Below are 15,161 nucleotides of genomic sequence, written 5' to 3'. Positions count from 1 at the left end.
CTTTATAGTACTATTTTCCTCAGCAGTCTGAACACCAAACAAATAGCTATATACAGCGCTGATAAGATCACCATCGAAAATTTGGTGGTGGCCATGTCATAAGCCAGCAAAACCGACCAATGCGTTGGTACATCCTGTAAGCTTTTCAACATAGCAATGTTTTCAATAACATCGCAAATACCAGCTATTATCAGCAGGTAAGTAATAAACTTACCGGTACGCATCAAGATTTCATGGCCGCTTAAACGGCCAAAGTACATACAGGCCACCGACAAGCCGGATGTATATAAAATGATAAACAGAAAATCGATGTAAATACCAATGATGGCATGGTGAAGCTTGCCATATGTTTCCCAATACTGTATTATCTTTTCTGCCACCTTTAGGTCTTTGGCCAGCTCAAATCGAACAATTTCAGCTGTCGCCAATGGCTGCATATACAGTTTTGAAGCAATAATGAAAACACAATTGATGGCCAACAGCACCCAAAACCAACGTTGTAAATTAGCAGGGGGAACAAACGATAGTTGTTTCATCTGAACTTGTATTATGTTCGCAGACAATTCTGGTAAGTTTTGATCAGACTGCCTGTTTGAAATAGTAGGGCAGGATTCAGGAGAGAACCAGGCTTTAACCGTTTTAATGCCTTGTTAACAGTCAACCGTATTGATTTATAAACGACTGTGAATTGCTATCTTACTAAAGTAATAAATTTCAGGCAATTGAAAAAACCCTGATTTTCACTTATGAAAAAGTTGTTGCAACGCTTATTTAGAAAACCGGTTATCTGGCTGGCAGAACGCCTCTCCTCCGCACCTCGAAAAGATCAGGTATTTGCCTCATTATCAGCGTTGCTCAGGAATATTCAAAACAAAAAAGAAAGCAGTGGCATTATTGTCCCATTCGAAATGCCGACCGCAAAATTTGTCATTTTTTCAGACGAACACAAGGGAGCAAGAGACAGCGCCGATGACTTTCGCCCGGCCGAAAACAACTATTTGAACGCCCTGAACTATTATTTTGATAATGGCTTTCAGTTTATTAACCTGGGCGATTGTGAAGAACTATGGGAGAATAAACCGGATATAGTAATTGAGAAAAACAAGGCCGACTTTGAGGCGGAATTACGCTTTCTCAAACAGGACCGGTACTACCGCACCTTTGGCAATCATGATCTGCAATGGAAATTTGACTTCCCACGCAATCGCTTTTTAAAACCTGTTTTTGGCGACAAGTTTATAATATACGAGGGTATTTTACTTACAACTACCTATAATGACCGTACCTATTCAGTTTTTTGTACGCATGGGCACCAGGGAGATAAAAGAAGTGACGGAAATGCTTTTAGTACCTGGTTTGTAGCAGCCATCTGGACGCCGCTGCAACGCTTCCTGGAGATCAGCATCAACTCCACTTCAGACTCGTTCGAGCTGATTGATAAACACAACATCATAATGTACGAATGGAGTGCCACTCAAAAAGACCTGGTGTTTATTTCAGGCCACACGCATAAGCCGGTATTCGCTTCGCTTGATCATATAGAACGGCTTAATAAAGCCCTGGAGAAAGCTAAAGCAAATCAGAATGCTGCAGCTATAGAAACCTTAGAAGCAGAATTGGAGAAAAGAAAAGCGGAATATGCCGGCAAACAGTTTCATAAAACCATGGTGGTCCCTTCGTATTTTAACAGCGGCTGCTGTTGCTTTGCTGATGGAGATGTAACCGGGATCGAAATAGAGGGTGATAATATCAGACTGGTAAAATGGAAAGAAGAAAGCGGACAATCGCACCGGATCATCCTGGAGCAATGCCCACTTTCTTATCTTTTTGATTTGATATCAAATACAGATATGTCAAAATTGTAAATGATTATGCCGAAGTACAACTACCTCGACATATATCATATTACTCACCGTCCATGGAATTACTTTTTTGCCACTTTTTCGGCGCCGTACCATCCATTCTAACAATCTTGGGTAAAAACTTCCCTACTACATCCACTAATGCCGATTGGCTTTTCATCACTACTTCAATATCCTTATAAGCATTTGGCGCTTCATCCAATCCACCACCCAGCAATTTTACTCCATGCCGTTGCAATTGTTCTTTCAACTCTTTTTGCGTAATGGAATTTAATGCTTTACTACGGCTCATTTTTCTCCCGGCTCCATGTGATGCAGAGGAAACCGAGGCGGTTTCGCCCTTTCCTTTCACAATAAAGCCAGGCGCAGTCATTGATCCGGGAATGATCCCTAACACATCCTTACCTGCCGGCGTAGCACCTTTACGATGAACGATCAGTTCCTTCATCCTTCCATCGGGACCGATCATCATTTCCTTCCAGGCAAAATTATGGTGGTTCTCTACCATTGTTAATGGCTGCTCGCCTATTGCTTTGGCAATTTTTGCATGAATAACGTGATGACAGGCAGACGCATAATCACCAGCCAGGTTCATCGCCATCCAGTATTCCATCCCCTCCTGTTCATCTAAATTCAACCAGGCCAAATTAGCCGCTTCACCAGCTAAGCGCCTTTTTTCTCTGGCTATTTTAGTATAGTGGTTAGCTATATTTGCTCCCAAAGCCCTTGAACCTGAATGGGTCAATAATCCGATATAAGTACCAGCATCAATACCCAATATCGCATCTTTCTCACCAACTTCTATAATCCCAAATTCTGCAAAATGATTTCCCGAACCGCTCGATCCCAGCTGCCGCCATGCCTTTGCCTGTAAAGCTTTCAATAAAGGCAATTCGTCAAACTCTTTCCGCTCCATTACTTCATGGTCAGTGGCATCATCAAACATCCCCGGACTACCAAACAATGTAGCTTCGTTTAATTCACGCGAAAAGAAATGTTCGCGTTGAATTAACTCTTTGGGATTAATTGGGAACACACTTAAACACATCCGGCAACCAATATCAACACCAACCCCATAAGGAATTACGGCATTCTCAGTTGCCAGTACACCGCCTATTGGCAAACCATAGCCGGCATGTGCATCTGGCATTAAAGCCCCTGCCACACTGATAGGTAGTCGGGAAGCCAGTTGCATTTGATGCATAGCGCCTTCTTCAATATATTCACCTCCAAACACATTAAAATGAATACCGGTAGCGTTCAATTCAATGGCTTCACCCGCTTCCGCTTCCTTTTTAGGGATCAATTGTTCCGCAATTAATCCAAGTACGGCATCATTTTCATATTCCACAGGTGCACTCAATATTTTTTTCAATAACTCCATCACATTTTCCTTTTTCTCATACTTATAATTCTTTTCCATCAGGTTCATCGCAATGCTTATCACGGGTCCTTCGGGATATCCAATTGCTCTTAATTCCTTACCTGAAATTTTTAACTTCGCCATAAATTATTTTTTAAACCCCCAGGTTGTATTCAACTTCAACCCCTTCCATTTGGGTAATATGTCTTTTAGCATGTTGTACCAGAAAATAAATGTAGTGGTACATATCTATTTTGCCCAGGTTGTTTACGCTCATCATTATTTTATATAAAGCGCCTTCACCATGAGGCATTTTGAGTAACAGCATACGACATTGCTGCAATTGTGATTCCAGCTCCCGCCGAATGTCGGCAACCCGCATTTTTCCGCGAGGTTCCATATGACCTGGCCGGTTCCATACAAATGAATTATGCTGGCCAATTACTCTTATCCGTTGCCAGTCAAGGTCGTAATCAGTCAGTCTTTCAGCATAATCTTCCTTCTTTGATTTTTCCAGCGCCTTCCTGGTGCCCTTGCTGATCAACATCAGCAAATAATGGTTCGTTAATGAAATATGTTCCAGGATCTTATTAATACTCCAACCTTTATTAGTAGGCGCATAAGTCAATAATTCCCTATCAATATTAAACCATTTGAATAATTCATCAAAGGTTTGTACGAGCTCTGTTTCAATAATGTTTATCACTTCAGTTTTCATACACTGCTTTTTACTTAAGTTATTATCGCAGGTATAAAGCAAATGATCTAAAAAAGCAGTTCCGCCCCCATGGGCGGGAACTACTTTAATTCTCAAGGCTATAAACTTACAAGCTACCTACCCGCTTTCGCGGCTGCAGGTTATTTCTGCGATACTAAAATTTGTTTTAACTGATCAATCAACACCCCATTTCCGTTAACACTGATGCTACTGATCTTGTCAGCGATCTTTTCCACATATTCCATCTCCTTCAGCTTCCACAACATGGAATTTTCTTCCATCAGTTTGGCAGTGTTCAACAGGCTTCGGGTGCTGGCTGTTTCTTCACGACGCATGATAGTGTTGGCCTGGGCCTTCTTTTCAGCTATCAGTACCTGGTTCATGATCTCTTTCACATCACCAGGCAATATGATATCACGAATACCGAAACCAGTAACCTCAACTCCCAGTGTTTCAGCTTTGGCTTTTACAGCGTCCAGAATAAAAGGGGTAATGCTTTCTCTTTTCTCCAACAGTTCATCAAATTGCAATCCACCTACATATTCACGAAGTGCCAATTGAAAGATGGCATACAGCTGGTTGCTGAACTCCTTGTTTTGCACCAGCGACTTTTCTATATCATTCACCTTGTACTGGGCCCAGGCGTTTATACGCAAACCAGCTTTGTCTTTAGTCAGAATTTCCTGCCCATTGATCTCAACCTGTTGTTGACGCATATCCAGTTTGTTCACCACAATGGAAATGCCATTCTTCCACCAGGAATACAGGCCAGGTCGCAGGGTTTGCACATAATTTCCATCCATATACAGCACCCCTTTTTCATGGCCCTCTATAGAAATGGTACGCACAAAGGGAGCCACCAGTTTATGCTGCAAGGTGGTACGGCTCATATTTTCAGTGATCTCCACTTTACTTATATCGGCACTAACAAATTCATGCTGAATAACACTTTTCCAAAAGGTGTAACGACCGGCGGTCAATACCTGTTCCAGAAAACCATTTTTATAATGCAGCACAATTTCATCGGCTTTCACTTCCACCACATGCAGCGCTTCAGCAAGTTCAGTATCCTGTAACAGGATATTCAGTTCAACAGGTGCATTGAATGGGTTTGTTACATTATATATTTTAACGGTTTCTTTTCCCCAGAACCAGTATTTTCCTTCTTTTAGCATACGCTTGTAAGCGCCCTGTTTAAATACAAGACCTACTTCGTAGGCGTTTACACGAATAGTTTTCATAATATTTTCTTTTTTCATGTTGGATTAATAAAAGCCGGGGTGTACTTACCATCCCGTAATTGCGGAAGCAGACTTTCTCTAATGTTTGTTATTCCCGTTCATCAACAAGCTGTTTACCAAAGCATCCTAATAAACAGGTCCCTGATAAAGTGATATAAACCCCATTATCGGCCATCTGCCTGCAGGCAGTTACCGGATTGCGATCCGCCCTTTGGCGGTTCACCAGTAAATAGGCCCGGCTTTTAAATTGCATCACCATTTGAGAAGCGGTGTACTTCCAAACTGCACCTTAAGCAGTTGTGGATTTCAAGTCCACATTCTATTGCTCTACCACTGAGCTATTCGCCTAGGCGAAAAGGGAGTCGAACCCTTGACCCATAGATTAAATGGCTGGCAGTACCCGATTTCAACACAGCATACAGATAGTTACTACGTCTGCACTGTTGTGCCACTATGAAACACGAACCTGGTTGTTTACGTCAGGCAAATACCAGTCTTCCCGAAGGAAGCTTTTTATACCAGGCAGCTACTGCTGCAAGCTGGTTCAATAGTTTTTATCTTTTTTTACAAAAGGCCCCTTGCTACTTCTTCAAGAATGCGCGGCAATGGCTTGTTCTTTAATACATTCTTTTCCCTTTCGCGTTCACCTTTCCACCATTTATAAACACCGCCGTCTAGCAATTTATCCAACCGGTATCTGTAGTTATTTGCATCCAGGTAATTGCGGATTTCCTGGGACCGGCTTTCAACCATTGCATCTCTTCTTCTTATTTTATCGATCACATTAGGCCGTACCCGCAATACAAAGCGCCAGGGCTCACGAAAAACATATCGCTTTACCAGTTCTTTTCTGCTATCCATTTCCCATACTTCATCAAAAAATTGCTTTTCTTCATCTGTGAATCCCATCCGATTAAACCTCCATCCATCCGGACGCAATAAGCTTTGCTTCTTCACCCGGTATTTTTTCCTTCCAAACCTTCTATATTTAACCATGAAATCCTTTCTATGACTCCAATCACAGGTGTTGATCTTTTTCAGGATATTCTCAAAGAACGCTGCATGTTTACTTGTTGCTACATCTTCGCGTAATACAAAAAAGCGGTTCCAGCCTCTTTGCACGGGTGGTTTCAATGGTTCCCAAATGATAGTGTTTTTTTGTTTGCACAGGTGAGTTTCTTCTTTATCTAACTTCAATAACTTTTTGTCAAAGTCTTCATACTGCATGCGTTTCTTCTGCCTTACAGTACGCAATCGATACGAAAGAATTTCCGAACCGTATTGCTTAACCAGTTTGCTGTCCATAATGATTGTATTTGTTTCGATCGGAAACTGCGGTGCCATTGCACCATTGCTATTCTTTGTGTCATTATGAACAGTGAACTCTTCTTCATTTTTTATTTTTTTAGAAGCTTTTCCAGAGTAATAAACTCCGGAAAAGCTTTGTTATAATTATTGAACCACCTTATTAGCACAGGTTGAACTGGCGAAAGCATGCGGTTTGGCTTTAAATACAAACCCCATCCCCATTATGTATCCCATGGCTTCTTTCAACGCATCGTTACTTTTAAAGTTGGGGTTGGTATTGATGTCGGCATGCACCTCCATATCTACGTTGTAAATAGTAAACAGGCGACACAATGCGTAAGCGATCTCAATACTTTTTGAAACCTCCGTCAACATCCGTTGTTTGATGTTCATTTTTTGCAGGGTGGTCTCATTGTGTATATACATGAAACCGCCTTTACCTTTACGAACAAATACGATCACCGTTGCAAACTCTGTTTCTTTACCCTTAACCTGACTATCGGTACCAATACATACTTTTAATGTATGTCCCATCTCTTTTTCACGCACCAATACGGCCCTTACTTCATCTTCAATAGGTCTGGTTATTCTTGTACCATCCAGTTTTCTCCAATGCTGTTGTTGCTCCATGGCATACCTCCATTCTGTGTATTTTAGTTTTGAATTACGTGCTGTCTAAATCCAATCACTTCTACCCTGCTTGCTGGTTGCTCCTTTTCATGAGGGTTGGCTATTTCTGCAATGGTCATGGGCTGATTAATAGTTGTATCAAACCCGAGATGTTTGCTTAACCTTTGGGCTTTTGCTGTACTCAGCTTCCCAAACTCATACTTCGCGATCAGCCTTCCTTTCCGCATCAGTGCGCTATCTACCAGCGTGAGCGAATTGTTGAAGGTGCATATGAGTTGTACATTCAGAAAATCGGCCAGTAACCCATCTGAAATATTCAACAGGTTTGATACTGATGAACTTGAATTGTACTTCCTATCCATGATAATATTCTCGGCATCTTCAATAACCACAACATTATTCGGGTTATTCACCAGCATATCAATGAAATTAGGGTCCATCAGATTGCAGGCTATTCCAGGCGACAAAAACAACACCCGCTTTTTTATTTTTCCTATAAGGTAGCGCAGGTAGGTTGTTTTTCCTGTCCCCGGTAACCCATGCAACAAAACAATTCCCTTGTCATTCTTCTTATTCAATCGCTGCCTGATAATCTCGTCTGTTTCTTTAAAATCATCTTCATAAAAAAGATCTATATCCAGCTTCGTACGTTTAGTCTCCATAGCCTTTAACTCGAGCCCCTCACTCCCCTGTACGATCAAATTGATCTCAAAAGGTTGTCGTCTTTGGCGCGCCTTGTACTGATTGGCTAATTCGGTTATAGTTATTACCCATTCAGGGATTGAACCATCATGCATCACTTCGCAATAGTCACTACCAAGTTCAACCATACGATTCCCTTCAAAAACAAGCACCGTCCTGTCAAATTCATATTTTTTACGCGCTTTCTTGTACCAATGGCGTTGGTGTATGTGTTTAATCTGATTGCCGAATTTTTCTTTTAATACATTGAATAATTTTTCGCCATCGACCTGGCTAATAAAATTCACACTTGGCAACTGGTTAAAATGGTACATGTATAATACATTCGCATCCAGAAAACGATGATCAAATAAACTATTAGCATTGATCACTTTCTGTGAAATCAAATTCTCCATATTATTCTTTAAAATAGTTAATAGATGTTTGCTCCTTTGCTTACAAAGAATAGCCCTTTAACTATTTCATTACACGAGTACGCATAACCTGAGTTTTTAGCACGGCCCCTTCGACTCGAACGAAGACTGATAGTTTTGGAGACTATCATGCTACCATTACATTAGGACCATATAGGTGGTGCCTCGTGGAATCGAACCACGATGAACCCGGCTTCAACGGGATGCAATAGAACCATCTCTGCCAAAGCACCTGGTAGTCTGTATGAGGATCGAACTCATCCGCCCGGTTCGAAAGACCGGTGCCCTAACCAACTAGGCGAACAGACCATTTTTTGCGGATGAAGAAAGACTCGAACTTTCAACCTATCCCTTAACAGGGGAGTGCTCTGCCATTGAGCTATTCATCCTTTTTATTCGTCGACCCGATGAGATTCGAACTCATGCTCCCCCGGTTAAAAGCCGGATACTTTAGCCAACTAAGCTACGGGCCGTATTTTGTGATGACTGACAGACTCGAACTGTCAACCGGTATCGTATCAGAATACTGCTCTACCAATTGAGCTAAGTCATCTTTATTCGTTGGCCTGACCGGATTCGAACCGGTAACCTTGAGCGTATAAGGCACCTGCTCCAACCATTGAGCTACAGGCCATTTTCCTGATACAGCAAATATGCATTTCAAACTGCGCAACACATTTGCGTATTTAAAACTATTTTATAAAAACTTATTCATTATTCTTATACAGCAAATATGCACTCCTACCTGCGCAGCATATCTGCGCATTGAATAATATTTTTTAGACGGCTTAAGAAGATTCGAACTTCTATTGCTGCGTTCGTAGCGCAGGGTTCTTCCATTGAACTATAAGCCGTTTTCGGGTGATAAGCCCGTTTCGGGTGAGCTGCGGGGTTCGAACCCTGTTCTTCCCGTTCACAGCAGGACACTTTACCAAATAAGCTACAGCCACCATTTGTTGTTGAGGCAGGGGTTGAACCTACACCGTCAGTGTCAAAGACTGATATGCTAAACCATTACACCACTCAACAATTTTGCGGTTAGTACGAGAATCGAACCCATATCATCGGATCGACAATCCGCGAACACCAACTAACCGTTAAGAGCAGCACTGGAGAGTCGAACTCCATCCTCCTGAGTGGAAGTCAGGTACGCAACCATCAACGCTTGTACTGCTTTTGTATAGGAGACAGGACTCGAACCTGCAGCCTCCCCGATCCAAACGGGGTATCCGACCAACCGGAATACTCCTATATTTTGTAGCGATCATTGCTGCCGCTACCGTTTTCATAAGGGCTTATTTTAGTTAGGCTTAATGGCCAATGAATGTTTTTGGAAAAGCATCCGCCTTTCAACGGACGCTTATTTTTCCTCCTTTTGAATACATATCATCAACGCTTGTACTGCTTTTGTATAGGAGACAGGACTCGAACCTGCAGCCTCCCCGATCCTAACGGGGTATCCGACCAACCGGAATACTCCTATATTTTGTAGCGGTCATTGCTGCCGCTACTGTTTTCATAAGGGCTTATTTTAGTTAGGCTTAATGGTCAATGAATGTTTTTGGAAAAGCATCCGCCTTTCAACGGACGCTTGTTTTTCCTCCTTTTGAATACGTATCTTGAATCTCTTTTATCGAACCTGAAATCCGGCAGGATGTCTTGCATCTACTTGTTCATCGTTTATCTGCCCGTTTATTTTTTTCTCTTTGTTTTTGTTGCCGATCAAAGACATGATCACTTTGATCATAAACACGGCTACTAATAATTGCATCATCTACACTCCTTTTTCTTCTTTCATGAAGTTTGTTTTGGTAAATAAAAAAGCCCGGTCGTTTTGTCGACCGGGCTTTTTGTTATTCGATACCTGTATTTACAGTTTCGTTTAAACACAACCTGGTCGTATGGGTATATCACGTTTCTCACCTATGCCACTATTGAAACAAATCACTGCTGACGCAATTGCACACGGGTTCCACTGGATAAACCGTCTTGTATTACCCATCGTCATACTTTGTATATGTCGCAATGATTGTATCATCAATTCCTATCTGATTAGTTAGATGTTGTTTTTAATAAATTTCATAAGCAATTACGTTTTATTGTTTACCCACTGCTCACTAACTCTTACACACAAATGAAAATAACATACCCTTTCCTTTTGGTCATACGGGTCCCTTTTCGCTGTAGTTTTATTAAACAGCCGATAAATAAAAAACCCCGCAATTCCTTGCGGGGCCTGTGTTATAGTGAATTAGTTGTTTCAACTTATTCTTCAGCGTAACACGCCCCGCAAACAGTAAAGCCCTCTATCGGACTCCAGCCGTTCAGCACAATATGTGATTGTTTGCGTAACATGTTTTTGTTGATTTGTTTATGCAAAGGTGTCAATAATTTTTCAATTACACCAAATATTTTGTGAAGTTTTTTTAAAAATATTTTTCCGGCACCATACAGCACCGTTATTTTCTTCGGCTATACGTACCCATTAATTGAAGACAACAAGATGGTAGTCAGTAGAAAAGCTTATCCGGCAACGTTATACATTACCAGGTTTGTACAGGTTGTTCTTGATAGCATAAATGATAATGCCGGCGGTGTTCTTCACTTCCATTTTTTCCATGATCTTTAACCGTAACCCTTCCACGGTGCGCACGCTCAGGAAAATCTTTTCGGCAATTTGCTTGCTGGTGAGTCCGTTACATATATCTGCAACAATATCAAGTTCCCGTTCATTGAACTCGGGTTTCGGTTTTTGCTTATATGGGTTGAATTTACTTTTGGCCACCATTTGAGCCAGCTTGTTAGAGGTATGACGGCAATAATAGGGTTGCTGCTGGTACACAGATTTAATGGCCTCTATGATCTCGTTCTTATCGGCATTTTTCAACAGGTAACCCCGGGCACCCGCTTCCAGCATATCGATGATCAGGTCCTCCTCATCAAACATAGTGAGTGCGATGATACCTACATGTGGGTAATGTTCGGCAAGATGTCGGGTTGCGGCAGCCCCGTCCATCACAGGCATTTTCACATCACTGATCACAATATCAGGTTCCTGTGATATTACCTGTTCAATCAATTCTTTTCCATTGGCAGCTTCGCCCACCAATAAAATATCCTGCTGCTTTTGCAACATTGCCCGCAATCCGTCGCGAAAAATCTCATGATCGTCAGCAATAGCAACTTTTATATTGCCATATGTTTTCATAATAACGCCTGGTTCTGGTCAAAGAGGAATTTCAATTGTATACGTGGTGCCCTTACCTACCTCAGACTGACAGGTAAGCTCACCTCCCATCACCTCGGTCCTACTGTGCAAGTTACGAAGTCCAAGGCCGGGATTGTCTTTTACCTTTGTAAAATAATCAAAACCTTTACCATTATCGGCAGTCATGAGCAAAAGATGGTTCCCTTCCGTTACAATTTTTATGATCAGCAGACTGGCCTGGGCGTGTTTTATGGTATTGTGAAGAATTTCCTGAATAATGCGGTAGATATTGACCTCTTTATATTGGTTTAGGTGTACGTCTTGCTCACATATAAATCTTATTTCTAATCCATATACATCCCGGTTATTTTCAATAAACTCGTTAATGGCTTTTTGAAGTCCCTTTCGCACCAGGGTATTGGGCATCAGGTTATTCGAGATCTCCCGCAGTTTGCGGATAATGCTGTCCAAATGGGTGCTTGATTTCCTGATCACGGCTTCGTCATCAGGGTCGGTAGTATTGAGGCTGTTGATCTGAAGTTTTACGGCAGAAAGCAGGGGGCCAAGTTCATCATGAAGGTCGGAGGCTATACGCCGGCGTTCTTTTTCCAATGTATCAATTTCAGCCTGTATTTTTTCCTTATGCAGTTGCAGGCTGCGGCGTTGATAGCGTATGATGGTGATAATAAAATAAAGCAAGGTTATACCCACTACACCAACTACTATCAAAAGAGACTGGTAAAGTTCTTTTTCCTGGGTATCCATATTACAGCTACTGCATACAAAAGATTAACCAATAAATTTGAATATACCATTATCGCCTGCAATCCCCGCCTGAATTCTCTACTGGGAACATACATGAATGTTATTCCAGTTGATGACCATACTATAAAGAATGAATAAAATATTATAATCCCCAGGCAAATCCAAAATTTTGGATTCTTGTAAATGCTGGTTCGTTCATGCACCACCATTCTGTTAAAGGTGTTTACACTGAAAAAGATCAACGCAAACGAATACAGAATGAAAAAGTACAAATTATTCTTGATAAAACTTACAATTACAATATTGGTCGCTAACCATATTACAAAAAAAACACTTGCAATGGCAATAAACGTTGATTTTTTCCTGTTAAACAGCCCCCAGTTGTGAAAAAGCCAGAGGAAAAAAAAGAAATCAACGTAAGAAAAAACATTCAATACAAAGGTAAACGCCTTCGGATGGCCTGTTACATTCCAGACCCGATTTAATAATTCTACAAATAATGCTGCAATACAATTAAAAATGAAGGGATAGTAAGATGGATCTATCCTTCGAAATCTTACTATCCCGATTATTACAGCAAAACCGATGCTTAAACTTAAAATAAAACGTACGGTACTATCCATTGTACGAGTAAAACTCGGTTATTGAATTAGGGTAATGTTGTCACTTTACTAAGGCTCGATATCACAAGGAGGATTACATTGGCCATATTCCAAGCCACCTTCATCATTAGTTGCCTGGGCACCCAAAGCTCCGTTATTATCTTTTATGTAAACATCTTTGCCGTTTTTATCCACGCCTACGATCATCAAACGCAAAGCTTTTCTTTTTTCACCGCCGGGTTTAACACCATAGTAAAATTTAAAGCCAACAACAGTGCTATCCTCTAGATATTTAACTATCGATGTCCTATTGAAGATCTCATAATCTGGGATAAAAATATCAGGATTTTTTTTCACTATGCTATCACGTTGTCCGTGAAAGTCTTTCTTATAAATATCAATGCTCATTACAGGAATGAAATGTTTTCTTTTGCCAAGGTCCGATGTGTCTTTCGGATTCTTGATGCAAACTTCATCTTTTCCTATTGTAGTGCCGCCTCCGCAGGAGCTGATCAACAATGCTCCCAGCAGGAAAAAAAGTACGAAAGGGTAAGTCAGATTAGACTTCATGTTAGTTGCCATAAATTTAATTTAGGTGTTTTACGGGGGCTAAAGATATCGGTAAATACCTGCCATAAAATCCGTAGAACTACCTAAAATCTACACAACTACTACCTGTAACATTTGGTACTTTAACGCTTGTACTTCAAGGCTGTATGAAGGAACTTTGGATCAACCAGATAAGCCATTCCCGAGTCACAGGTGAAAGTTAAGGCCCAATCGTACTTTTATAACAATTAATTTTAATTCCATGAGACAGCAACACTCCCCCGTTAGTAAATCAGACTCTGTTTCGCAAAACGAAACCGCCCACAACTCATTTCAACCTATCATGGCCGATTCAGTTGAAGTAATGGAATACTTTTACAGAGGCAAAATTCAGCAGCTGGAGCAATCACTTGCCCAACTTAACCTGTTAGACAATGCGCGGGAAATTGTCGGTTTATGCAGAGAGATTGTTCGTACCAAAGAAGTACTAAAAAAGATCATGATCAATAAAGAAGGCGGGAGCTCTTTTAATTTATCAATCAAATAACCTTCCCTGGGCACCCGGTCGCCTGAAGTTGGTCGTATCCACAACACGTTCTTCAGCGTTCATGCCATACAGTTTACCGTATTTGCGATATTGCTGGGCTATCATCTCAGCAATATCGCCTTCCCCACGCATCCGAACACCAAACCGGGTATCGTTTACCTGACCGCCATGACTCTGTTCTAACATATGCCATACTTTATCAGCCCGGTCAGGAAAGTTTTTATACAGCCAGTCGTGAAACAATAATTTAACCGATCCATTCAACCTTACAAATGTATAAGCGGTAGAAGTGGCCCCATGCTCTTTCGCTGCAAGCATTATACGCTGCATCTCGTGATCATTCAACCCCGGTATCATGGGGCCCATCATTACGCCTACCGGAATGCCTTCCTGACTTAATTCCTGTATCAGCCGCAACCGCTGCATAGAAGTAGTGGTGCGTGGTTCCATTACCCGCCGCAGGTCTTCATTGAGCGAGGTGATGGTAACCATCACAGATACCAGTTTTTTACTGGCCATTTCTTTCAAAAGATCTTTATCGCGTACCATGCCGCCGTTCTTGCTGATGATGCCTACCGGCTGGTTAAAGGAATTACATACCTCCAGTAATGACCTGGTTAACCGGTATTTTTGTTCGGCCGGCTGATAACAATCGGTATTGCCACTTAAGCTAATGGGTTCACATTCCCACTTGGGGTCCATTAAAAACTTACGAAGTAGTTGTGGAGCATTTGTTTTAACAATTATCTTCCTTTCAAAATCAAGCCCTGCACTATAACCCCAGTACTCGTGTGCATTCCGGGCATAACAATAAATACAACCATGCTCACACCCCATGTAGGGGTTCATGCTGTACGACATGCCCACATCGGGACTGGTCACTTTATTAACCAGGCTTTTTGCTTCCTGCTCCAGGTATTGGGTGGATTCCTGCTTTTCGCTCCAGTCGTCAATGCCTTCCACATGTTCCTGAACATGCTGGTTTTTTAAAAACCGGTTCTTTGTATTGATCTGGGCACCCCGGCCTCTTTTATAATTTTCAGTCTCTTCCATTTTCTTTGGGGTAACCCGGTAACTGTCCCGCTTGATCTCTTTCATATTGTACCTCTTTATTTATCACCAACCATTCGTCTTCATGAATAAGGTTTCTATATTACTGCAATCCCGCACGACACTCCCATCCCGATACTTCGGGACAGGAGGTGGCCCCATCTTTAATTTGAAAGCTTAAAACAATTCCACAACAAGGTTAA

At 41.5% G+C, this 15,161-nt stretch carries 14 protein-coding genes and 11 tRNA genes; 2 read left to right on the top strand and 23 right to left on the bottom strand.

The features are described 5' to 3' along the window. Positions 1 to 2 precede the first annotated feature (2 nt). The gene (locus J7I42_RS07665) at positions 3 to 536 is read right to left on the bottom strand and encodes a hypothetical protein (RefSeq protein ID WP_209138184.1); all 534 of its coding nucleotides are present in this window, start codon (positions 534 to 536) and stop codon (positions 3 to 5) included. A 210-nt stretch (positions 537 to 746) separates the two neighbouring features. Here J7I42_RS07665 and J7I42_RS07660 point away from each other — a divergent pair, with 210 nt between their 5' ends. Beyond that, on the top strand, positions 747 to 1,865 hold the full coding sequence (locus J7I42_RS07660) for a metallophosphoesterase (RefSeq protein WP_209138183.1): 1,119 nt from the start codon (positions 747 to 749) through the stop codon (positions 1,863 to 1,865). Positions 1,866 to 1,905: 40 nt separating this feature from the next. Here the strand turns inward: J7I42_RS07660 and J7I42_RS07655 are convergent, their stop codons facing one another. From J7I42_RS07655 to J7I42_RS07555, 21 genes are all read right to left on the bottom strand, one after another. After that, positions 1,906 to 3,369 (bottom strand): RtcB family protein, encoded by a 1,464-nt coding sequence (locus J7I42_RS07655; protein ID WP_209138182.1) that lies wholly within the window; start codon positions 3,367 to 3,369, stop codon positions 1,906 to 1,908. Between the two features lie 10 nt (positions 3,370 to 3,379). After that, positions 3,380 to 3,943, bottom strand: coding sequence for a DinB family protein (locus J7I42_RS07650; protein WP_209138181.1), 564 nt, complete (start codon positions 3,941 to 3,943; stop codon positions 3,380 to 3,382). Positions 3,944 to 4,083: 140 nt separating this feature from the next. Further along, on the bottom strand, positions 4,084 to 5,184 hold the full coding sequence (locus tag J7I42_RS07645; protein WP_209138180.1) for a slipin family protein: 1,101 nt from the start codon (positions 5,182 to 5,184) through the stop codon (positions 4,084 to 4,086). Positions 5,185 to 5,748: 564 nt separating this feature from the next. Continuing rightward, positions 5,749 to 6,489, bottom strand: coding sequence for a hypothetical protein (locus tag J7I42_RS07640; protein WP_209138179.1), 741 nt, complete (start codon positions 6,487 to 6,489; stop codon positions 5,749 to 5,751). Between the two features lie 147 nt (positions 6,490 to 6,636). Beyond that, entirely contained in the window at positions 6,637 to 7,122 is a 486-nt protein-coding gene (locus J7I42_RS07635) for a ribonuclease H-like YkuK family protein (RefSeq protein ID WP_209138178.1), read from the bottom strand. Positions 7,123 to 7,145: 23 nt separating this feature from the next. Next, the gene (locus tag J7I42_RS07630; protein WP_209138177.1) at positions 7,146 to 8,219 is read right to left on the bottom strand and encodes an AAA family ATPase; all 1,074 of its coding nucleotides are present in this window, start codon (positions 8,217 to 8,219) and stop codon (positions 7,146 to 7,148) included. Positions 8,220 to 8,395: 176 nt separating this feature from the next. After that, a tRNA-Phe gene (locus J7I42_RS07625) sits at positions 8,396 to 8,470 on the bottom strand. Next, a tRNA-Glu gene (locus J7I42_RS07620) sits at positions 8,471 to 8,546 on the bottom strand. An 8-nt stretch (positions 8,547 to 8,554) separates the two neighbouring features. After that, positions 8,555 to 8,626: transfer RNA gene (locus tag J7I42_RS07615), tRNA-Asn, on the bottom strand. Positions 8,627 to 8,636: 10 nt separating this feature from the next. Then, positions 8,637 to 8,710, bottom strand: a tRNA-Lys gene (locus J7I42_RS07610). 7 nt (positions 8,711 to 8,717) lie between these two features. After that, a tRNA-Ile gene (locus J7I42_RS07605) sits at positions 8,718 to 8,790 on the bottom strand. A gap of 8 nt (positions 8,791 to 8,798) precedes the next feature. After that, a tRNA-Ile gene (locus tag J7I42_RS07600) sits at positions 8,799 to 8,871 on the bottom strand. 149 nt (positions 8,872 to 9,020) lie between these two features. Beyond that, positions 9,021 to 9,091, bottom strand: a tRNA-Arg gene (locus J7I42_RS07595). Positions 9,092 to 9,193: 102 nt separating this feature from the next. After that, positions 9,194 to 9,266, bottom strand: a tRNA-Gln gene (locus J7I42_RS07590). Positions 9,267 to 9,339: 73 nt separating this feature from the next. Further along, a tRNA-Gly gene (locus J7I42_RS07585) sits at positions 9,340 to 9,411 on the bottom strand. A 5-nt stretch (positions 9,412 to 9,416) separates the two neighbouring features. Then, positions 9,417 to 9,489, bottom strand: a tRNA-Pro gene (locus J7I42_RS07580). Positions 9,490 to 9,647: 158 nt separating this feature from the next. Then, positions 9,648 to 9,720, bottom strand: a tRNA-Pro gene (locus J7I42_RS07575). A 147-nt stretch (positions 9,721 to 9,867) separates the two neighbouring features. Continuing rightward, on the bottom strand, positions 9,868 to 10,011 hold the full coding sequence (locus J7I42_RS07570; protein WP_209138176.1) for a hypothetical protein: 144 nt from the start codon (positions 10,009 to 10,011) through the stop codon (positions 9,868 to 9,870). A 762-nt stretch (positions 10,012 to 10,773) separates the two neighbouring features. Continuing rightward, positions 10,774 to 11,445 (bottom strand): response regulator transcription factor, encoded by a 672-nt coding sequence (locus tag J7I42_RS07565; protein WP_209138175.1) that lies wholly within the window; start codon positions 11,443 to 11,445, stop codon positions 10,774 to 10,776. A gap of 18 nt (positions 11,446 to 11,463) precedes the next feature. Beyond that, the gene (locus J7I42_RS07560; protein WP_209138174.1) at positions 11,464 to 12,210 is read right to left on the bottom strand and encodes a sensor histidine kinase; all 747 of its coding nucleotides are present in this window, start codon (positions 12,208 to 12,210) and stop codon (positions 11,464 to 11,466) included. Positions 12,211 to 12,881: 671 nt separating this feature from the next. After that, positions 12,882 to 13,394: a hypothetical protein gene (locus J7I42_RS07555; protein ID WP_209138173.1), complete on the bottom strand. Its 513-nt coding sequence runs from the start codon at positions 13,392 to 13,394 to the stop codon at positions 12,882 to 12,884. A gap of 229 nt (positions 13,395 to 13,623) precedes the next feature. Here J7I42_RS07555 and J7I42_RS07550 point away from each other — a divergent pair, with 229 nt between their 5' ends. Beyond that, positions 13,624 to 13,908: a hypothetical protein gene (locus J7I42_RS07550; RefSeq protein WP_209138172.1), complete on the top strand. Its 285-nt coding sequence runs from the start codon at positions 13,624 to 13,626 to the stop codon at positions 13,906 to 13,908. On the opposite strand, the gene J7I42_RS07545 is transcribed toward J7I42_RS07550, so the two are convergent. Further along, entirely contained in the window at positions 13,897 to 15,006 is a 1,110-nt protein-coding gene (locus J7I42_RS07545; RefSeq protein ID WP_209138171.1) for a PA0069 family radical SAM protein, read from the bottom strand. The two genes, J7I42_RS07550 and J7I42_RS07545, sit on opposite strands and share 12 nt — an antisense overlap. Positions 15,007 to 15,161 lie beyond the last annotated feature (155 nt).

The sequence above is a fragment of the Niastella soli genome (genome assembly GCF_017742245.1).
GTDB classification, from domain to species: domain Bacteria; phylum Bacteroidota; class Bacteroidia; order Chitinophagales; family Chitinophagaceae; genus Niastella; species Niastella soli.
Note: the sequence above shows the minus strand (reverse complement) of the source record. Positions and strands in the feature narration are given on the sequence as shown.